The organism is Clavibacter californiensis (assembly GCF_021952865.1).
Taxonomy (GTDB): domain Bacteria; phylum Actinomycetota; class Actinomycetes; order Actinomycetales; family Microbacteriaceae; genus Clavibacter; species Clavibacter californiensis.
Genome location: NZ_CP040792.1, coordinates 74,405 through 93,974 on the forward strand (window position 1 = coordinate 74,405; position 19,570 = coordinate 93,974).

General features: G+C 74.3%; 19 protein-coding genes. 13 read left to right on the forward strand and 6 right to left on the reverse strand.

The window, feature by feature from the left end:
- Nucleotides 1-264 precede the first annotated feature (264 nt).
- The 6 genes from FGD68_RS00395 to FGD68_RS00420 are packed head-to-tail and all read left to right on the forward strand — an operon-like array spanning nt 265 to nt 4,831.
- Nucleotides 265-933, forward strand: coding sequence for an MBL fold metallo-hydrolase (locus tag FGD68_RS00395; RefSeq protein WP_237609639.1), 669 nt, complete (start codon nt 265-267; stop codon nt 931-933).
- 53 nt (nt 934-986) lie between these two features.
- Entirely contained in the window at nt 987-1,844 is an 858-nt protein-coding gene (locus tag FGD68_RS00400) for a spermidine synthase (RefSeq protein WP_104235966.1), read from the forward strand.
- A 41-nt stretch (nt 1,845-1,885) separates the two neighbouring features.
- Nucleotides 1,886-3,070: a PQQ-dependent sugar dehydrogenase gene (locus tag FGD68_RS00405; RefSeq protein ID WP_104235965.1), complete on the forward strand. Its 1,185-nt coding sequence runs from the start codon at nt 1,886-1,888 to the stop codon at nt 3,068-3,070.
- Nucleotides 3,071-3,080: 10 nt separating this feature from the next.
- The gene (locus FGD68_RS00410) at nt 3,081-3,611 is read left to right on the forward strand and encodes a hypothetical protein (protein ID WP_043561078.1); all 531 of its coding nucleotides are present in this window, start codon (nt 3,081-3,083) and stop codon (nt 3,609-3,611) included.
- Nucleotides 3,612-3,647: 36 nt separating this feature from the next.
- Complete coding sequence (locus FGD68_RS00415) at nt 3,648-4,157, forward strand: SprT-like domain-containing protein (RefSeq protein ID WP_104235964.1); 510 nt, start codon at nt 3,648-3,650, stop codon at nt 4,155-4,157.
- Nucleotides 4,154-4,831, forward strand: a complete 678-nt coding sequence (locus FGD68_RS00420; RefSeq protein ID WP_237609640.1) for a CGNR zinc finger domain-containing protein — start codon at nt 4,154-4,156, stop codon at nt 4,829-4,831. Before FGD68_RS00415 ends, FGD68_RS00420 begins: the two co-directional genes overlap by 4 nt.
- A 28-nt stretch (nt 4,832-4,859) precedes the next feature.
- Here the strand turns inward: FGD68_RS00420 and FGD68_RS00425 are convergent, their stop codons facing one another.
- The 3 genes from FGD68_RS00425 to FGD68_RS00435 all read right to left on the reverse strand — a co-directional run bounded on the left by FGD68_RS00425 (nt 4,860) and on the right by FGD68_RS00435 (nt 6,360).
- Nucleotides 4,860-5,162 carry a DUF427 domain-containing protein gene (locus tag FGD68_RS00425; protein ID WP_119373943.1) on the reverse strand — a complete coding sequence of 101 codons (303 nt, stop codon included), beginning with the start codon at nt 5,160-5,162 and terminating at the stop codon, nt 4,860-4,862.
- A gap of 123 nt (nt 5,163-5,285) precedes the next feature.
- On the reverse strand, nt 5,286-5,876 hold the full coding sequence (locus FGD68_RS00430) for a 2-phosphosulfolactate phosphatase (RefSeq protein WP_237609641.1): 591 nt from the start codon (nt 5,874-5,876) through the stop codon (nt 5,286-5,288).
- The gene (locus tag FGD68_RS00435; protein ID WP_041464307.1) at nt 5,860-6,360 is read right to left on the reverse strand and encodes an EVE domain-containing protein; all 501 of its coding nucleotides are present in this window, start codon (nt 6,358-6,360) and stop codon (nt 5,860-5,862) included. The genes FGD68_RS00430 and FGD68_RS00435 overlap by 17 nt, the downstream gene beginning before the upstream one ends.
- Nucleotides 6,361-6,429: 69 nt before the next feature.
- Between FGD68_RS00435 and FGD68_RS00440 the strand changes: the two genes are divergently transcribed.
- Complete coding sequence (locus FGD68_RS00440; RefSeq protein WP_119373527.1) at nt 6,430-6,972, forward strand: hypothetical protein; 543 nt, start codon at nt 6,430-6,432, stop codon at nt 6,970-6,972.
- A gap of 7 nt (nt 6,973-6,979) precedes the next feature.
- Here FGD68_RS00440 and FGD68_RS00445 read toward each other — a convergent pair whose 3' ends face one another.
- The gene (locus FGD68_RS00445) at nt 6,980-7,447 is read right to left on the reverse strand and encodes a hypothetical protein (protein ID WP_147361708.1); all 468 of its coding nucleotides are present in this window, start codon (nt 7,445-7,447) and stop codon (nt 6,980-6,982) included.
- 67 nt (nt 7,448-7,514) lie between these two features.
- Here FGD68_RS00445 and FGD68_RS00450 point away from each other — a divergent pair, with 67 nt between their 5' ends.
- From FGD68_RS00450 to FGD68_RS00460, 3 genes are all read left to right on the forward strand, one after another.
- The gene (locus FGD68_RS00450) at nt 7,515-8,162 is read left to right on the forward strand and encodes a DUF1684 domain-containing protein (protein ID WP_119373529.1); all 648 of its coding nucleotides are present in this window, start codon (nt 7,515-7,517) and stop codon (nt 8,160-8,162) included.
- Between the two features lie 234 nt (nt 8,163-8,396).
- Nucleotides 8,397-9,938 carry a DEAD/DEAH box helicase gene (locus FGD68_RS00455; protein WP_237609642.1) on the forward strand — a complete coding sequence of 514 codons (1,542 nt, stop codon included), beginning with the start codon at nt 8,397-8,399 and terminating at the stop codon, nt 9,936-9,938.
- Nucleotides 9,939-10,117: 179 nt separating this feature from the next.
- Nucleotides 10,118-10,741, forward strand: a complete 624-nt coding sequence (locus FGD68_RS00460; RefSeq protein WP_237609643.1) for a TetR/AcrR family transcriptional regulator — start codon at nt 10,118-10,120, stop codon at nt 10,739-10,741.
- 77 nt (nt 10,742-10,818) lie between these two features.
- Here FGD68_RS00460 and FGD68_RS00465 read toward each other — a convergent pair whose 3' ends face one another.
- Entirely contained in the window at nt 10,819-11,373 is a 555-nt protein-coding gene (locus FGD68_RS00465) for an NUDIX hydrolase family protein (RefSeq protein ID WP_012039335.1), read from the reverse strand.
- Nucleotides 11,374-11,490: 117 nt separating this feature from the next.
- Here FGD68_RS00465 and FGD68_RS00470 point away from each other — a divergent pair, with 117 nt between their 5' ends.
- The 3 genes from FGD68_RS00470 (at nt 11,491) to FGD68_RS00480 (ending at nt 17,865) form a co-directional block, all read left to right on the forward strand.
- On the forward strand, nt 11,491-12,132 hold the full coding sequence (locus FGD68_RS00470; protein ID WP_119373002.1) for an alpha/beta hydrolase: 642 nt from the start codon (nt 11,491-11,493) through the stop codon (nt 12,130-12,132).
- An 81-nt stretch (nt 12,133-12,213) separates the two neighbouring features.
- Entirely contained in the window at nt 12,214-17,034 is a 4,821-nt protein-coding gene (locus tag FGD68_RS00475; protein ID WP_119373001.1) for a DNA glycosylase AlkZ-like family protein, read from the forward strand.
- 27 nt (nt 17,035-17,061) lie between these two features.
- The gene (locus FGD68_RS00480; protein WP_119373000.1) at nt 17,062-17,865 is read left to right on the forward strand and encodes a DNA-formamidopyrimidine glycosylase family protein; all 804 of its coding nucleotides are present in this window, start codon (nt 17,062-17,064) and stop codon (nt 17,863-17,865) included.
- A 19-nt stretch (nt 17,866-17,884) separates the two neighbouring features.
- Here the strand turns inward: FGD68_RS00480 and FGD68_RS00485 are convergent, their stop codons facing one another.
- Nucleotides 17,885-19,417, reverse strand: coding sequence for an amino acid permease (locus FGD68_RS00485; protein ID WP_237609644.1), 1,533 nt, complete (start codon nt 19,415-19,417; stop codon nt 17,885-17,887).
- Nucleotides 19,418-19,570: the final 153 nt, after the last annotated feature.

Sequence of the window (19,570 nt, forward strand, 5' to 3'; positions counted from 1 at the left end):
GATACGCCGAGACCGACCCGGGACGTGACCCGTGCCGATCCTGATGGAGTTGCTCGCCACACCTCGCGGGATGGGCTCGGGATGGACCCGAGCGCACACGATGACCGACCGCAATATGAAGGCAAAAGGGAGTGGGAGCGCAAAGGATCACCATACGGGTCGCGACGCGCCATGTCCAGCGGAATCTTGCATCCTCGGCGTGTCTCGGTGTATAACCTGCGGCTGCCCTGCCGGGCGACCCCTCGGGCCGCGTAGCGTCGGGGCATGAGCGCACCCTGGCACGTGTCCCCCGGCGGCCCCTCGCACGTGCACGTGGCGGGCGACGTGGAGGTCAGGAAGGCCTCCGTCGGGCCCATGGACAACGACGCGTACCTCCTCACCGACCTCGACTCCGGCGAGCGCCTGCTCGTCGACGCGGCGGCCGACGTCGACCGGCTGCTCGCCCTCGTGGAGGAGCCGGATCCCGCGGGCCGCCTCGCCGTCGTGGTCACGACCCACGGCCACGCCGACCACCACGGCGCGCTCGCAGCCGTGCTCGACGCGACCGGCGCGTCCTCGGCCGCGGGCGACGCCGACGCAGGCGACCTGCCCGTCGACGTCGACCGTCGGCTCGCGGACGGCGACCGGGTGGCGTTCGGCGGCGTGACGCTCGAGGTCGTCGCCCTCCGCGGGCACACGCCGGGCAGCGTGGCGCTCGTGCTGCAGCCGGGCGACGGCAGCACGCACCTCTTCACGGGCGACTCGCTCTTCCCCGGCGGCGTCGGGAGCACGCAGGGCGACGCCGGCCGCTTCCGGCAGCTGATGGACGACGTGGAGGAGCGGCTCTTCGCGCGCTTCCCCGACGACGCCCACGTGCACCCCGGCCACGGCGACTCGACGACGCTCGGCGCGGAGCGCGGATCCCTCGCCTCGTGGCGGTCGCGCGGCTGGTGACGGGTCGCCCGGCACCCGGGTCCCGGCGCCGGGCGGACGCCTAGGCTGAGGAGATGCCCGAGCACCCGTCGACCGTCCTGTCCCTGAGCGGGCACAGGGCCGTCATCGAGCCCGACCGGTTCGTGCCGGGCGCCTACCAGCTCGTGGTCGACGGCACCCCCCAGTCGCACGTCAACATGGACGACCCGGGCGAGCTGTTCTTCGAGTACGTGCAGCGCATGGGGCACGTCATCGACCTCGTCGGCGACCCGGGGCAGCCGATCACCGCCCTGCACCTCGGCGCCGGCGCGCTCACCATCCCGCGGTACGTCGAGGCGACCCGGCCCGGATCCCGCCAGCAGGTCATCGAGCTCGAGCAGGACCTCGTCGACCTCGTGCGCGAGCACCTGCCCTGGTCCAGGAAGGCCTCCATCCGGCTCCGCTACGGCGACGCGCGCGAGGTGATGGGGCGGCTGCCCGAGGGGCTCCGCGGATCCGTCGACCTCGTCGTGGTGGACGTCTTCAGCGGCGCGCGCACGCCCGCCCACATCACGAGCCGCGACTTCTACGCGGACGCCACGGCCTTCCTCGCACCGGGCGGGATCATGACGGTCAACGTCGCCGACGGCCACGGCCTCCGGTTCGCGCGCGGGCAGGCCGCCACGATCCAGGACGTGCTGCCGCACGTGGCCGCGCTCGCCGAGACGCAGGTGCTCAAGGGCCGCAGGTTCGGGAACGTCGTGTTCGCCGCGTCCGCGACGCCGCTGCCCTTCGACTTCGTGCCGCGCCTGCTCGCCGGGGGCCCGCATCCCGCCAAGGTCGTCGAGGGCCGCGAGCTCGCCGACTTCATCGCCGGAGCGTCCGTCGTGACCGACGCCACGGCCGTCCCGTCCCCCTCCCCCGCCCGCAGCGTCTTCCAGACGAAGCCGTGACCGGTCCGGGCACCGAGGCCCGCCGAACCACCGGAGTCCCCATGAACCGCCGCTCCCGCACCCGCCCGGCGCGCGTCGCCGCGCTCGGCTTCGCCGCCCTCGTCGCGCTGACGGGCTGCACGAACGACGACGGCTCGCCCGTGGACGTGCGCGCGACCGAGCCGCCCGCGCCCTCCCCCACCAGCACGGACGCCGCGCCGGCCGGCGTCGCGCCGTCGGGCACGCCCACTGCGCTCGCGTCCGACCTCGTCTCGCCGTGGTCCGTCGCCGAGCTGCCGTCCGGATCCCTGCTCGTCAGCGAGCGCGACACGTCGCGCATCGTCGAGGTGCTCGGCGACGGCACCACGCGGGTCGCCGGCACGATCGCGGGCGTGGGGCCGCAGGGCGAGGGCGGCCTGCTCGGGATAGCGGTGCGCGAGGCGGACGGCGGCACCCAGCTCTACGCGTACTACACGAGCTCCACCGACAACCGCATCGTGCGCATGGACGTGACGGGCGAGCCGGGGTCGCTCGGGCTCGGGGTGGCCGAGGACGTGGTGACGGGGATCCCGCGCGACACGACCCACAACGGCGGCCGCATCGCGTTCGGCCCCGACGGCATGCTCTACGCCACCACGGGCGACGCGAACCTCCGCGACGCCGCGCAGGACCCGTTCTCGCTCGCGGGCAAGATCCTCCGACTCACGCCCGACGGACAGGGGGCGGCCGACAACCCGACGCCGGGGTCGCCCGTCTACTCGATGGGCCACCGCAACCCCCAGGGCATCGCGTGGGACGCCGAGGGGAACCTCTGGGCGGCCGAGTTCGGGCAGGACACCTGGGACGAGCTGAACCTGATCGAGCCCGGCGGGAACTACGGCTGGCCGGTCGTCGAGGGCGCGACGGACGACGCAGCGGACGACGCGTACATCGACCCCGTCCGACAGTGGGCCACCGACGACGCGAGCCCGAGCGGCATCGCGATCTCCGGCGACACGATCTTCATGGCGGGGCTCGGCGGCCAGCGCCTCTGGGTGATCCGGCCGGGCGCGGTGGTCACCGACCCCATCCCCGACGACCGCGTGACCGAGTTCTACACGCGGGAGTTCGGCCGGATCCGGGACGTGCAGGCCGCGCCCGACGGCTCCCTGCGCATGCTCACCGGCAACACCGACGGCCGCGGGACGCCGCGCCCGGGCGACGACAAGCTGCTCCGGGTCGAGCTCATGCCGATCCAGGCGGGATAATCTCTAACTCGTGACAGGCACCGCGATCATCATCGGCTACGACAGGGACACCCTCCGGGAGAAGGTGGACCTGCGGGCGGCCGGCGAGCGCCTGGACGAGCTGGAGGCGCTCCGGAGCCTCTCCGCCATCACCGAGAAGGTCGCGCTGCTGCGCATGCTGGGCCGCCTCGACGAGGCGTGGGACATGGCGAACGCGGCCGTCCGCCAGGCGCGCTTCACGGGCGACCGGGAGACGCTGCTCGCGTGCCGGATCCGCCGCGCGCAGGTGCAGCAGTACCAGGGCAAGCTCGACATCGCGCTGCAGGACCTCGGCGGCTGCGTCGACGAGGCCCGCGCGCACGAGTGGTACGCGCTGGAGGCGTTCGCGCTGCAGCACCGCGGCAAGGTCCACTTCGACCGGGGCGACTACCGCCTCGCGCTCTCCGACTTCGAGGACGCGTACACGCTGCGCACGCGCGAGGGCCTGCCGAGCGACCAGCTCGAGAGCTCGGCGCTCGCGATCGACGTCGCCAAGGAGCGCATCGCCGCCCAGCCGGCGTGATGGGCCCGCTCGCTCCCCGGCCGACGGCGGCCGGCCGTGGCTGACCTCGCCCGGGTGCGGATCTGGGCCGACGCCCTGATCGCGCTGCACCTCGACCCCTCGTGGACCTTCGCGTTCGACCACGCCCGCACCCGCGCCGGCGCCTGCCACTACGGCGAGAAGCGGATCACGGTCTCCCGGCACCTGGCGGGGCGGTTCGAGGACGACGAGATCCACCAGGTCCTGCTGCACGAGGTCGCGCACGCGCTCGCCGGATCCCGCGCGGGCCACGGGCCGAGGTGGAAGGCGACGGCCGCCGAGCTCGGCTACGAGGGATCCCGGCTGCACTCGGGCGCCGTCGCCGAGGAGCTCGCCCCGTGGGTGGGCGCCTGCCCGGCCGGCCACGCCCACTTCCGCTACCGGAAGCCGACGCGCCCGCTCGCCTGCGGGCTGTGCTCGAAGCGGTTCGACAAGGCGCACCTCATCGCGTGGACGAAGCGCGAGGTGCCGTCGGGCGCCGCCGTGTCGCGGGCATCGGCCACCGATCGCCGCGAGGGGGCCGCGTGAGCCGGGCGCCGGGATCCGAGCGGCCCACCGGCCAGTGGATCACCGACCCCGACGGCCTGCGCTGGTTCCTCGACACGGGCGTCGTGAGCCTCGACCTCGCCTACACGGGCGCGCTCGGGGATCCGGAGCCGCGCGAGACGCTGCCGGACGCCGCGGCCCTCGGCGCGTGGCTGAGCGAGCACCTCGCGCCCGTCTCCGAGCCCGGCGAGCGCGACCTCGCGGACATGCGCACGCTCCGGCAGGCGATCGGCGACATCGCGGCGGCCATCGCGGACGGCGGGGAGCCCGCGCCGCGGGACGTCGACGTGCTCAACCTCTACGCGGCCACGCCCGACCTGCCGCCCGCGCTCGGCGGCGGATCCCGCCAGGCCGGCCGCGCGCTCGCCCGGCCCGCGCAGGCGCTCGCGTCGGCGGCGCGCGACGCGGTGATGGTGTTCGGGGCGGGATCCGAGCGGATCCACCGCTGCTCGGCCGACGACTGCACCGTGCTCTACCTCGACACCACGCGCTCGGGCACCCGGCGCTGGTGCTCGATGCGGCGCTGCGGCAACCGCGCGAAGGTGCGCGCCCACCGCGCCAGGCAGCTGCGGGAGCGGCGGACGGGGATCCCGGCGCGCGTCGCGCCCGCGCGTCCCGCGGCCTCCCCCGGGTACGACGACGGCCCGGGAGCCTGAGCCCCCGGGCCGTGCGCGCGGATCCGCGTCACTCGCTGACGCGGACCTCCTTCCAGAACGCGACGTAGCCGCTGTAGTCACGGCCGACGCGGTCGAACGACGACGGGATGGGCGTCGGGTACGACCAGGCGCGGTCCTGCAGCACGGTGTCGCCGTCCTTGACGGAGTAGTACTGCGTGTCGCCCTTCCACGGGCAGTGGTACGGCGTGCTGGTTTCCGCCAGGAGCGACATGTCGACGCTCTGGGGCGGGAAGTACCAGTTGCCCTCGATCTCGATGAGCTCGTCCTTGGGCGCCTCCGCGACGGTGACGCCGTTGATGAGTGCCTTCATGTGATGACCTTCCGGTTGCGTGGCGTCGTCCCGGGTGCGGCGCCTGATGCACAGGGGAACACACGCTCCTGGGTGCCCATTCCGGACGGGCGCTGAGCGGATGCCGCGCGGCGGCGCGCGGACTCAGGCGTCGCGGTGCAGGCGGTGCACGACCACGTCGACGGGGCCTGCGGCGAGCGCCTCGGCGACCAGCCCGTCGTGTCCCGCGGCGTCGAGCCGGCGCGCGGAGACGCTCGCGGTCACCAGGTGGCCGACGGCCGGCCGGAGCTGCTGGAACGCGGCGCACGCGACGGCGGCCTCGGGCGAGGTGGCGTCGATCCCCAGGGCGGCGAGCGCGTCCACCACGGCGCCGGCGGCGAGCTGGTCCTCGGCGCACGCGCGCCAGGATCCGTCGGCCTCCACCGTGCCGGCGGCGACGACGGCCACGAACGCGCGGCGGCCGAGCGCGGTCTGCAGGGCGAGGATCCAGTCGGCGACGGCCGGGGCGTCGGCGAGCCCGGCGCTCACCACCGCCGGGCGCGCGGGCATGGTCGCGAGGACCTCGTCCCTGCGGGCGGCCGTGGGCGGCGGGACGGAGGGCAGGGCGTCGACCCAGACGATGACGTCGGCCCCTGCGGCGATGCGGCGGGCGCCGGCCACGCCGCCGTCGAGCCGGACCTGGTAGCGGGCCTGCGTCGACGGGTCGGGGTGCGCGGCGTCAGCGGAGGAGGTCACGATCCGATGCTACGGGCGTCCACGGACCTGACCCGCCGCGGATGACGCGGCGCGACGGCTCGGGCGCCCCGCGGCGCATGGCCTGGCGGATCACCTCGAAGTCGTCCCGCGTGATCTCGAGGAGCCCCGGCGCGAGCTTCCGACCCCACTCGAGGGAGTCGCGCGTGAAGTCGAGTACGGGGACGAGCGGGCGGATAGGGGCGTCGACCGCGCCGAGGTCCCACTCCATCCGCCGGCGCCACGGCCGCCACTCGCCCACGCGACCCTGGTACGGCGCGGCGTCGGCGACACGGCCGATCGCGGTGAACGCACGGAGGAGCTGCCCGTCGGGGTACGACTCGCGCGGCGAGTAGTAGACGAACCCGTCGGCCTCGCCGAGCCGCTCGACCGGCTCGCGGGCGCCGCGGTTGACCTGCGCGATGCCGAGGTCCAGGCCGTCGAGCACGCGGTCGCGCGAGACGACGCCCACCCAGTACCTGATCATGTCCGTCCCATCCTGTCCCACGGCGGCGGGACGCCGGGCACGCCCAGCCGGGCGGAGCACACTGGTCCCATGCGCGTGCTGCTGAAGACCATCCTCGACTGCGATCCCGACGCCGCCTGGCGCGCGCTCCACTCGCCCACCGTGATGCGGGAGGTCGCGGGCCCGCTCGTCGACTTCGTGCCGCTCGAGGACGGCGGCTTCCCCTCCAGCTGGGACGGCCGCGAGCACGTCGCCGCGATGCAGACCGGACCCTTCACGGCGGGACGCCAGAGCATCCGGCTCCGCGACATGAAGCCGCGCGTCGAGGGCGTGCGCATCGTGCGCGACGACGGCCACGGGCTCTCGGGGCTCATGTCGATACCCACGAGCATGCGGCACAGCATGGCCGTCTCGGCGGATCCCGCCGGCCCCGACGCCGATGGCCGCGTCAAGACCCTCTTCCGCGACCAGCTCGAGTTCGAGGCCGGACTCCTCGGCCCCGCGATGTGGCCGACCTTCTGGGCCTTCTGGCAGTGGCGCGCGTTCCGGCTCCGCCAGCTCGCGCCGACGTGGGCGTACGACTGGGAGCCCGAGGCGGATCCCGACGCGGACCCCGCGGCCTCCGACGCATAGCGCCGGGTCAGCCCTCCGTCGGCCGCTGCTGGAGGAGCTCCCGCGACCCGACCGGCTCCGTGAGCGGGATGCGCGCGACCATCGGGAATCCCGCGTCGCCGCACGCGGCTCCACCGGCGGCGGGGCGCCGCTCCCCCCGCTGCAGGTCCACGACGACGCGGTCGCCGGTCTCCTGCACCCGCGCGCCCTCCACCTGCTCGCCGCAGCGCGGATCCCCTGCGATCCACGAGATGTCCACCCAGGGGCCGTCCGGCACGGCATCCGACGGGTTCCACGGCACGATCGCGTCGCCGTCGATCGGCGCGGAGGCGTCGAGGAGCTCGGGATCGGCGAACGGGACGCCGGCCGGGATCGGCCGTGCATCGCGGGCGACGAGCGGCTGGTCGTCGACGCCTGACCCCTCGGCCGTGCATCCCGCGAGGGCGGCCGCGAGCGCGGGCAGGGCGACGACGAGCAGCAGGCGGGGAGCGCGCATGGCCGGCATCCGATCCGCGGCACGACCTCCCGCGGACCCGCGCCGCCCGTCCGCGTACGGTGGGCGCATGCCCTCCGCCGTCACCGCCCTCCACGTCGCCGACTGGCGCCGCCGCACGCACGAGATGTACGCGGAGGTGCGCTGGGTCGCGCAGACGGATCCGGCCGCCGCCCACGACCTCTGGCGCCGCACGCGCGACGACATGTTCCGCGGCCACCCCGCGACGCCGCTCCTCCCCGAGCACCGCGACGGCTTCGACCGCCTGGACGTCAAGGACTACGACCCGGCCTGGCGGTTCGAGCTGGAGATCCAGGACGACCGCGGCGACGAGCGCCACGACGTCGAGACCGGCACGGACGGCGTCGTGCCGTTCGAGCTGCTCGGCTCCGTGCACCTGCCCGCCGCCGACGGCCGCGAGGCCGGCAACCTCGACGTCTGGCGCCTGGCGAGCTACGGCGGCGGCCTGCACCTGCCCGTCAAGGACGCGTCGCACCGGCGCGAGGGCGGCACCTACGGGGGCGGACGATACCTGCTCGACACGGTCAAGGGATCCGACCTCGGCCCGGGCGCGCCGGGCTCGATCGTGGTCGACCTCAACTTCGCCTACAACCCGTCGTGCGCCTACGACCCGGAGTGGGCGTGCCCCCTCGCACCGGCCGGCAACGTGCTCGGCTTCGAGGTCCCCGTCGGCGAGATGGGCTTCTCCCCGGCCTGACCTGCTACGGTGGGATGACTTGCGAGCACATCTGTGCTCCCTGCGTCGAGAGAACGCGTTCCCTCCTCGCCCCGATCAGATCGCCGAACAGGCCGACGGGGTCGAGTGACATCTTTCTTTTGGCGAACGGATGCGCCCATCGGCGCCTTCGCCATCCTCCGCTTCCGTGCGTCTCACGCACATCCCGAGAACGCACACCGGGGCGGACCCCTGCCTGGAAGGCAACTCCCCCGCATGACCACTGACACCTTCGGCGCGCTCGGCGTGCCCGCCCCCCTCGTCTCCGCCCTGACGGCGAACGGCATCACGACGCCGTTCCCCATCCAGGTGGACACGCTCCCCGACACCCTGAACGGCCGCGACGTGCTCGGCCGCGGCAAGACGGGCTCCGGCAAGACGCTGGCGTTCGCCATCCCGATGATCGCGCGCCTCGGCGGCGGGCTCGCCGGCGGCCGTCGTCGTCCGGGCCGCCCGCTCGGCCTGATCCTCGCGCCGACCCGCGAGCTCGCCACGCAGATCACCGCGGCCATGGCGCCGCTCGCCGAGGCCTACAACCTGTCCACCACCACGATCTTCGGCGGCGTCTCGCAGCAGCGCCAGGTCGCGGCCCTCAAGGCCGGCGTCGACGTGGTCGTGGCCTGCCCCGGCCGCCTCGAGGACCTCATGAAGCAGGGCTTCGTGAACCTCGACGCCGTGGAGATCACCGTGCTCGACGAGGCCGACCACATGGCCGACCTGGGCTTCCTGCCCGTCGTCACGCGGATCCTCGACAAGACCCCGAACACCGGCCAGCGCATGCTGTTCTCCGCCACGCTCGACAACGGCGTGGACAAGCTCGTCCGCCGCTACCTGCACGACCAGGTGCTGCACTCCGTCGACGAGGCGAACTCGCCCGTCGCCGCCATGACGCACCACGTCTTCGAGGCGACCGACGTCGAGGCCAAGCGCCTCCTCGTCCAGAAGCTCGCGGGCGGCACCGGCCGCCGCATCCTCTTCATGCGCACCAAGCACCACGCGAAGAAGCTCGCGAAGCAGCTCACCGACGCGGGCATCCCGTCGGTGGACCTGCACGGCAACCTGTCGCAGGTGGCCCGCGACCGCAACCTCGCGGCGTTCTCCGCGGGCGACGTCAAGGTCCTCGTGGCCACCGACGTCGCGGCGCGCGGCGTGCACGTCGACGACATCGAGCTCGTGATCCACGTCGACCCGCCGGCCGAGCACAAGGCGTACCTGCACCGCTCGGGCCGCACGGCGCGCGCGGGCTCCGCGGGCGACGTCGTCACGATCATGCTGCCGGCGCAGCGCAAGGACGTGCAGCTCCTGATGCGCAAGGCCGACATCCACGTCACGCCGCAGCAGGTCACCGAGTCCTCCCCCGCGGTGGCCGAGCTGACGGGCGCCGTCGCGGCGTACGTCAAGCCCGCGCCGCGCGAGACGAAGTCGGTCCGCGAGTCCACCCAGCGCCAGTCGCAGGGCGGCCGCGCGAACGGCGGCGGACGCTCGCAGGGCGCCAACGCGCAGCGGAAGCGCGCGGCCCGCGACGGCGCGCCCGTCGGCGGCGGTCGTCGTGACGGCGCCTCGTCCGGTCGCCGCGACGGCGCCTCGGGCGGACAGCGCGGAGGTGCGCCCCGCAACTTCAGCACCTCGTCCGAGGGCTTCGGCGGCGGCTCGTCCGTCGGCACCGCCCGTCCCCGCCAGGAGCGCCCCGCGGCGTCCGGCGGCGCCTCGGCCGGCGGCCGCGAGCGCACCCACCGCCGCGTCTCCAGCGGACGCTAGACCGCGCGGCGCGCACCGCGCGCGGGCATGACATCGAGGGCCCCCGTCCAGGGACGGGGGCCCTCCGTCGTGCCCGGAGGGACGCACGACGACGCGTCCGTGCCCCGAGTCCCCACAGCTGAGGCAGCGCCTGTTGACGGTCGCGCGGACGCCCGGCGGCATCCGGTTACGGTGAGCCAATGACTCGCGCCGCCCTCGCCACCCGTGGCCCGTACCGCAAGGGCGTGGAGCGCAGGGAGCTCCTCATCCGCACCGCCATCGAGGTCTTCGCCGAGCAGGGGTACCGCAGCAGCTCGCTGCGCGAGATCGCGTCCCGGGCCGAGATCACGCCGGCCGGCCTGCTGCACCACTTCAGCGGCAAGGAGGAGCTGCTGCTCGCCGTGCTCGAGCGCCGCGAGGAGCGTCTCGCCGCGGCCATCGAGCTGCACCGCCCGCGCAGCGTCGCGGAGCACGCGGCCGTGGTCATCGCGGACGGGGAGCAGAGCGCCTGCCTCACGCGCGTCATCGCCGTCGTCTCGTCGGAGGCCTCGGCCGCCGGCCACCCGCTGCACGAGCTGTTCCGCGAGCGCCGCGCGCGCGAGCTCGAGCGCATCACGGCGGGCGTCGTCGTGGACCAGGCGCGCGGCCTCATCGACCCCCACCTCGACCCGGAGGCGGCGGCCGCCGTCGTGCTCTCCGCCATGGACGGCCTGCACGTGCAGCGCTGCTACGGCGTCGGCGCAGCCGCGAGCCAGGCCTTCGAGGACCTCCGCCGGCACTACCTCGAGCCGCCGCAGTTCGCCGAGCGGGCCGCCGCCGTCTGATCCCGTCGGGCGCCAGCAGGCCGCCCGACCCCGGCCCCCGGCGTCCGGCCCTCCGAGGTCCCGGGTCCGCGGTCCGCCTAGGGCAGCACGCCCACCGAGGCGAGGGCCGCGCGGAGCAGCGCGCCCCGGCCGCCCTCCATGTCGGCCGAGACCGCATCGGACGCCGCCTCCTCGGGCGTCATCCACGTGATCTCGAGCGCGTCCTGGCGCGGATCGCACGTGCCGGTCACCGGCACCACGTACGCGAGCGACACGGCGTGCTGCCGGTCGTCCGTGTACGGGCTCGCGCCGGGGAACGGGAAGTACTCGGCGACCGAGAACGGCGTCGGGCTCGCGGGGAGCTGCGGGAACGCCATCGGCCCGAGGTCCTTCTCGAGGTGGCGGAAGAGCGCGTCGCGCAGTGTCTCGCCGTACATCACGCGGCCGGAGACGAGCATGCGGGTCATCTGGCCGGTGACCGTGGCGCGCAGCAGCACGCCGATGTCCTTCACCTGGCCCATGCCGTCGACCCGCACGGGCACGGCCTCCACGTAGAGGAGGGGCAGCCGCTGCCGGATCTGCGCGAGCTCCACGTCCGACAGCCAGCCGGAGTTCGGGTCGGGGATGTTCGGGTCCGGGGTGCGAACGGTCATGGTCCATTGTGACCCACGGCCGGAGCGCGGCGGCCACCCGGCGCGCGGACCGGCTGCCGGGGGCGGATGCGAGGATGGGCGGGCCCGACGACCCGCATCCCACCCGAACAGGACACCGTGACCGCTCTCCCGCTGGATCCCGACGCCGTCCTCTGGTCGGCCTCCTCCGCCGAGCTCGCGGACCGGCCGCTGCTCGTGCTGCTGCACGGCTACGGCTCGCACGAGGGCGACCTCTTCGGGCTGTCGCCGTACCTGCCGCTGGGGCCGGTCGTCGCGTCGCTGCGCGCGCCGATCCCGCTGCAGGGCGGGTTCGCGTGGTTCCCGATCGTGCCCGGATCCACCGGCAACCCGGATCCCGATGCCGCCGACGCCGCCGCGCAGGGCGTGCTCGACTGGCTCGACGCGCTGCCCGAGCCGCCGCGGTCGGTGGGTCTCCTCGGCTTCAGCCAGGGCGGCGCCACCGCGCTCCAGCTCCTGCGGCTCGCGCCCGGGCGGTTCTCGTACGCGGTGCAGCTCAGCGGCTTCTCGGTGCGGGGCGATCACGCGGGGGACGCGGCCAACGCCGCCGCGCCGACGCCGGTGTTCTGGGGCCGCGGCACTGCCGACCAGGTGATCCCGGACGAGGCGGTCGCGCGCACGGCCGCGTGGATCGGCGACCACAGCGCCCTCACCGAGCGCATCTACGAGGACCTCCCGCACTCCGTCTCCGCGGCCGAGCTGCGGGACGTGTCGGCGTTCATCCGGGAGCACGCGGGCTGAGGCGCGGGGCGGCCCGCGCGGCCGTCGTCCGCCGAGCGCCCGGGCGGACGCGTTGTCGGTGGTCCGGAGGAGGATGGGCAGATGGATCCCGTCCTCGCGCGCTTCTCCCCGGCCACCCGGGAGTGGTTCCAGGGCGCGTTCCCCGGCCCCACCGCGGCGCAGACCGGCGCGTGGGACGCCGTGCAGAAGGGGTCGCACGCGCTCGTCGTGGCGCCGACCGGATCCGGCAAGACGCTCGCGGCGTTCCTGTGGTCCATCGACCGGCTGGCCTCGCGGCCCGCGCCGGAGGATCCGATGCGGCGCACGCGCGTCCTCTACATCTCGCCGCTCAAGGCGCTCGCGGTCGACGTGGAGCGCAACCTCCGCTCGCCGCTCGTGGGCATCGTGCAGACGGCGAAGCGGCTGGGAGCCGAGCCGCCCGAGGTCACGGTGGGCGTGCGCTCCGGCGACACCCCGGCCGGAGACCGGCGCGCGCTCGCGAAGACGCCGCCGGACATCCTCATCACCACGCCCGAGTCGCTGTTCCTCATGCTCACCTCGGCCGCGCGCGAGACGCTCGCGGGGGTCGAGACGGTCATCGTCGACGAGGTGCACGCGGTCGCGGCCACCAAGCGCGGCAGCCACCTCGCGCTCTCGCTCGAGCGGCTCGACGCGCTGCTGGAGACGCCGGCCCAGCGGATCGGGCTGTCGGCCACGGTGCGGCCGCCCGAGGAGGTGGCGCGGTTCCTCGGCGGACGCTCGCCCGTCTCGATCGTGTCGCCGAAGAACACGAAGGAGTTCGACCTCCGCGTCATCGTCCCGGTCGACGACATGACCGAGCTCGGCACCACGGCGCCGCTCGAGGGGTCGGCGGCGCAGGGGGACGCGCCGCAGCAGGGATCCATCTGGCCGCACGTGGAGGAGGGCATCGTCGACCTCGTGCTCCAGCACACGTCGTCCATCGTCTTCACCAACAGCAGGCGGCTCGCGGAGCGGCTCACGGCCCGGCTCAATGAGATCTACACGACGCGCATCGAGGACGGGCGCATCGACGCGGCGGGGAACGCGGTCGTGGGCGGAACCGCGGCGGGTTCCGCGACGGCCGACGCCGTGCCCGTGCTGGCGGGCGCCGCGGCAGGATCCGGGTCGTCGCGATCCGCCGACGCCACCGCGTTCTCCGCCACGCGCCGCACCGCCGCCCGGCCGCCCGCCGAGGTCATGGCGCAGGCCGGGAGCACGGAGGGCGCGGATCCGGTGCTCGCCAAGGCGCACCACGGATCCGTCTCGAAGGAGCAGCGCGCCCTCATCGAGGACGACCTGAAGTCCGGCCGGCTCCGCTGCGTGGTCGCCACCTCGAGCCTCGAGCTCGGCATCGACATGGGCGACGTGGATCTGGTGGTGCAGGTCGAGGCGCCGCCCTCGGTCGCGAGCGGCCTCCAGCGCGTCGGCCGCGCCGGGCACCAGGTGGGCGAGGTCTCGCGCGGCGTCATCTTCCCCAAGCACCGGGCCGACCTCATCCACTCGGCCGTCGCCGCGGAGCGCATGGCGAGCGGGCAGATCGAGTCGCTGCGCGTGCCGGCGAACCCGCTCGACGTGCTGGCGCAGCAGACGGTGGCGGCCGTCGCGCTCGAGCCGCTGGGCGTCGAGGAGTGGTTCGACATCGTGCGGCGGAGCGCGCCGTTCGCGACCCTGCCGCGCTCCGCGTACGAGGCCACGCTCGACCTCCTGAGCGGCCGCTACCCGTCCGACGAGTTCGCGGAGCTGCGACCGCGCATCGTGTGGGACCGCGACGAGGGCACCATCGAGGGGCGGCCGGGCGCGCAGCGGCTCGCGGTCACCTCGGGCGGCACCATCCCGGATCGCGGCCTGTTCGGCGTATTCATGGTGGGCGAGAAGGCGTCGCGTGTGGGCGAGCTCGACGAGGAGATGGTCTACGAGTCGCGCGTCGGCGACGTGTTCGCGCTGGGGGCCACGAGCTGGCGGATCCAGGAGATCACGCACGACCGCGTGCTCGTGACGCCCGCGTTCGGCGAGCCCGGCAAGCTGCCGTTCTGGAAGGGCGACGGGCTCGGCCGGCCGCTCGAGCTGGGGCGCGCCATCGGGGCGTTCGTGCGCGAGCTCTCCGGATCCGCGGCGGACGACGCCAGGACCCGCGCAGGCCGCGTGGGCCTCGACGACCGCGCCGTGAACAACCTGCTCGCGTTCCTCGACGACCAGAAGAAGGCCACCGGCCACGTGCCGAACGACCGCACGCTCGTGGTCGAGCGCTTCCGCGACGAGCTGGGCGACTGGCGCGTGGTGCTGCACTCCCCGTACGGGATGCAGGTGCACGCGCCGTGGGCGCTCGCGGTCGGCGCGCGGGTCACCGAGCTGTACGGCATCGACGGCGCGACCATGGCGAACGACGACGGCATCGTGGTGCGCATCCCCGAGACCGACGGCGAGCCGCCGGGGGCGGACCTGTTCGTGTTCGAGCCGGACGAGCTCGACGCGATCGTCACGCGCGAGGTCGGCGGATCCGCCCTGTTCGCGTCGCGCTTCCGGGAGTGCGCCGCCCGCGCGCTCCTGCTGCCGCGCTACAACCCGGGCCGCCGCTCGCCGCTCTGGCAGCAGCGCCAGCGCGCGTCGCAGCTGCTCGACGTCGCGCGGAAGTTCCCCGCGTTCCCGATCGTGCTCGAGACCGTGCGCGAGGTGCTGCAGGACGTCTACGACCTGCCCGCGCTCACGTCGCTCGCGAAGGACATCGAGGCGCGACGCATCAAGATCGTCGAGACCACCACGGAGGACGCGTCGCCGTTCGCACGCAGCCTCCTCTTCAGCTACGTCGGCGCGTTCATGTACGAGGGCGACAGCCCGCTCGCCGAGCGCCGGGCGGCCGCGCTCTCGCTCGACGCGGGCCTGCTGTCCGAGCTGCTGGGGCGGGCGGAGCTGCGCGAGCTGCTGGATCCGGCGGTCATCGCGCGGACCGAGCTCGAGCTGCAGCGCACCGCACCCGACCGGCGCGCCAAGGGGCTGGAGGGCGTGGCCGACCTGCTGCGGATCCTCGGGCCGCTCGACGCCGAGGAGGTCGCCGCGCGGCTCGAGCCCGAGGAGACCGGATCCGCCGCCGAGCACCTCGACGCGCTCGTCGCCGGCAGGCGCGCTCTCCGGGTCTCGTTCGGCGGGAAGCCGCGGGTCGCCGCCATCGAGGACGCCAGCCGTCTGCGCGACGCGCTCGGGGTTCCGCTGCCCATCGGCACGCCGATGGCGTTCGTCGAGCCCGTGGCGGATCCGCTCGGCGACCTCGTCGGCCGGTACGCCCGCACGCACGGCCCCTTCACCATCGCGGACGCGGCCACCGGCATCGGGCTCGGATCCGCCGTCATCGCCGACACGCTCGCCCGGCTGGGCGCGCAGCGGCGCGTGGTCGAGGGCGAGTTCCGACCGGGTGCGTCCGGCAGCGAGTGGTGCGACGTCGAGGTGCTGCGGCGCCTGCGCAGCCGCTCGCTCGCGGCGCTCCGCAGCGAGGTCGAGCCGGTCGAGCGGGCCGCGTACGCCAGGTTCCTCCCGGCGTGGCAGCACGTGGCCGGCGCGGATCGCGAGCGCGGGCTCCGGGGGGTGGACGGCGTGCTGCAGGTCATCGAGCAGCTCGCGGGTGCGCCCGTGCCCGCATCCGCGTGGGAGACGCTCGTGCTGCCCGCGCGGGTGCGCGACTACACGCCCGCCATGCTCGACGAGCTCACGTCCACGGGCGAGGTCATCTGGTCGGGCGCAGGCACGCTCGCGGGCGCCGACGGCTGGGTGAGCCTGCACCTCGCCGACCAGGTCGCGCTCACGCTGCCCGAGCCCGACGCGCACGATACCGACGAGCTGCAGCGCGAGATCCTCACCACGCTCGGCACGGGCGGCGGCTACTTCTTCCGGCAGCTGAGCGACGCCGTCGGGTCCACGGACGATAAGGCGCTCGTCACCGCGCTGTGGGACCTCGTGTGGGCGGGCCTCGTCACGAACGACACCCTGTCGCCGCTCCGGGCGCTGCTCGCCGGCGGATCCACGGCGCACAAGACACCGCAACGGGCGCCGCGCGGGCGCATGTACCGGGGCGGACGCATGCCGCGGCCCGACATGCCCACCCGCACCGGACCGCCGACCGCGGCCGGGCGCTGGTCCATCGTGCCGCTCGCGGAGACCGACGCCACCGTGCGCGCGGCGGGCACGGCCGAGCTGCTGCTCGAGCGGTACGGCGTCGTCACGCGTGGATCCGTGATGACCGAGCGGGTGCCCGGCGGGTTCGCGCTCACCTACAAGGTGCTCGCGGGCTTCGAGGACACGGGACGCGCCCGACGCGGGTACTTCATCGAGACGCTGGGAGCGGCGCAGTTCTCCACGGGCGGCACGGTCGACCGGCTGCGCGGGTTCACGCGGGATCCGGACGCGGGCGAGCAGCCGCTGGTCGCGCTGACGCTCGCGGCCACGGATCCGGCGAACGCGTACGGGGCCGCGCTGCCCTGGCCGCGGCTCGACGGGTCGTCGCCCGACGGGGACGGCGGTGCGGTCACGGGCGCCGGCACGGAGGCGGGCGTCGACGCAGGAGTCGGCGACGCGTCGTCCGCGATCGCGGAGTCCGGCAGCGTCGACGCGCGCGGCGAGCGGCCCACCGGCCACCGCGCCGGCCGCAAGGCGGGCGCGCTCGTGGTGTTGGTCGACGGCGAGCTCGTGCTCTACGTGGAGCGCGGCGGGAAGACCGTGCTGCTCTTCGACGACGACGAGGCGGTGATCCGCGCGGCGGCCGAGTCGCTCGGCGGCATCGTCCGGCGCGGCGGGGTCGCGAAGCTCGCGATCGAGAAGGTCAACGGCGCGTTCATCCTCGGCACGCCGCTCGGCACCGCGCTCCAGGAGCACGGCTTCTCGGCGACGCCTCGCGGGCTGCGGATGCGGTCGTGAGCGGCCGCTCGATGACGGGATCGGCGCGTGCCTGAGGGCGACACCGTCTGGCGCACCGCGTCGCACCTGCACGAGGCCATCGGCGGCCAGGTGCTCACCCGCAGCGACTTCCGCGTGCCGAAGTTCGCGACGCTCGATCTCGCGGGCCAGGAGGTGGACGAGGTGGTGAGCGTCGGGAAGCACATCCTCCATCGCGTCGGCGACCTCACGATCCACAGCCATCTCAAGATGGAGGGCTCCTGGCACATCTACCAGCACGGCACTCCGTGGCGGCGGCCGGCGTTCGAGGCGCGCGTCGTGCTCGAGACGGCGGAGCGCGTCACGGTGGGCTTCGCGCTGGGGGTGCTCGAGGTGATCCCGCGCGACCAGGAGCACACGGTCGTCGGGCACCTGGGACCCGACATCCTGGGGCCGGACTGGGGCGACGAGGCGGCCGAGGAGATCGTGCGCCGCATCAGCGCTCAGCCGGATCGGGCGATCGGGCTGGCGCTGCTGGATCAGCGGAACGCCGCCGGCATCGGCAACGTCTACCGGGCCGAGCTCTGCTTCCTCCGCGGGGTGCTGCCCACGCGGCCGGTCGCCGAGGTGCCGGACCTGCCCGCGATGATCGCGCTCGCGCGCCGCACCATGCGCGCCAACCGCGACCGCATCGAGCGCACCACCACAGGCGACCTCCGCCGCGGCCGCACCGACTGGGTGTACGGGCGCAAGGGCAAGCCGTGCCTCCGCTGCGGCACGCGGATCCAGCAGGGGCAGCTCGGCGACCCCGTGCGTCCCGGCATGGGCGCGCAGGACCGGGTCACCTACTGGTGCCCGCGCTGCCAGACCTGAGGCGCGGCCCGCGGATGGATCAGTCCCGCGGCGTCGACGCCGTCGGCAGCTCGGGCGCGGGCGCGCCGCCCGCCGCGATCCGCGCCTCCTCCTTGCCGACCAGCGAGTGGCGGCGGCCGTAGAGGAAGTAGACCGCGAAGCCGAGTGCGAGCCAGGCGACGAAGCGGACCCAGGTGAGGGTCGTGAGGTTGAGCATCAGCCACACGCAGAGCACGGCCGAGAGGATCGGCAGCCACGGCATGAGCGGCACGCGGAACGACGCGCGGATGTCCGGGCGCTTCTTCCGCAGCACGATCACGCCGATGCTCACGAGCACGAACGCGGACAGCGTGCCGATGTTGATCATCTCCTCGAGCACACCGACGTCGGTGAACCCGGCGAGGGCCGCGACCACGACGCCCGCGATGATCTGCACCCGCACCGGCGTGCGGCGCTTCGCCGACGTGCGGCTGAGGCCGCGCGGCAGCAGCCCGTCGCGGCTCATCGCGAAGACGACGCGGGCGAGCCCGAGCAGCAGCACCATGAGCACGGTGGTGAGGCCGAGCAGCGTGCCGATGGAGATGACCTGCGCCGCCCATCCGGCGCCGACCGCGGTGAAGGCGGTCGTGAGCGACGGCTTCTCCGCATCCGCGAGCACCGTGTACGGGACCATGCCGGTGAGCACGAGGGTCACGAGCACGTAGAGCACGGTGACGACCGCGAGTCCCGCGAAGATCCCGCGTGGCAGGGTGCGCTGCGGGTCCTTCACCTCCTCGGCGCTCGTGGCGACCACGTCGAAGCCGATGAACGCGAAGAACACGAGCGAGGCGCCAGCGAGCAGGCCGTAGAGGCCGTACTGCGTGGGCTCCTGGCCGCTCGCCCAGGAGAAGAGGGACTGGGTCCAGACGTCGGCGGACGCGCCCTCGGCCGGGCGCTGCGGCGGGATGAACGGCGAGTAGTTCTCCGGCCTGACGTAGAACGCGCCCACGACGATCACGAACAGGACGACCGCGACCTTGAGCACGGTGAACACGCTCGAGACGCGGCTGGAGAGCTTGGTGCCGAGCACGAGCAGCACGGTGAAGATCGCCGTGATGAGCACGGCGCCCCAGCTGATCCCGAGCCCGAACACCGTGATGGTGGACGGGATGTCGAGCCCCGCGAGCTGCAGCGCCGACTCCAGGTAGATGCCCCAGTACTTGGCGATGACCGCGGCCGCCGTGAGCATCTCGAGGATGAGGTCCCAGCCGATGATCCACGCGAGGAGCTCGCCCATGGTCGCGTAGGTGAAGGTGTACGCGCTGCCCGCGACGGGCACGGCGGAGGCGAACTCGGCGTAGCACATGATCGCGAGACCGCACGTGACGGCGGCGAGCACGAACGCGAGCGTCACCGAGGGACCGGCGTAGCTGCCCGCGGCCTTCGCGCCGACGGAGAAGATGCCGGCGCCGACCGCGACGGCGACGCCCATGAGCATGAGGTCCCAGGTGCCGAGGGAGCGGGTGAGGCTGCGTTCGCCTCCCGCGGCGTCGGCCAGCGACGACTCGATGCTCTTCGTGCGGAACAGGCTCATGGGGCGTCCGTTCGATGGTGGCGGCTCGGGGAACGGGGATCGAGCCTACCGGCGGGCGGGCAGCGCCCCCGTCCGAGGGCGCTGCTCCGCGCTGGTGCGGATGCGCGGGCCATCGACACGCCCGGCCCGCGGAGAAGCCGGAGAAGCGCCGAG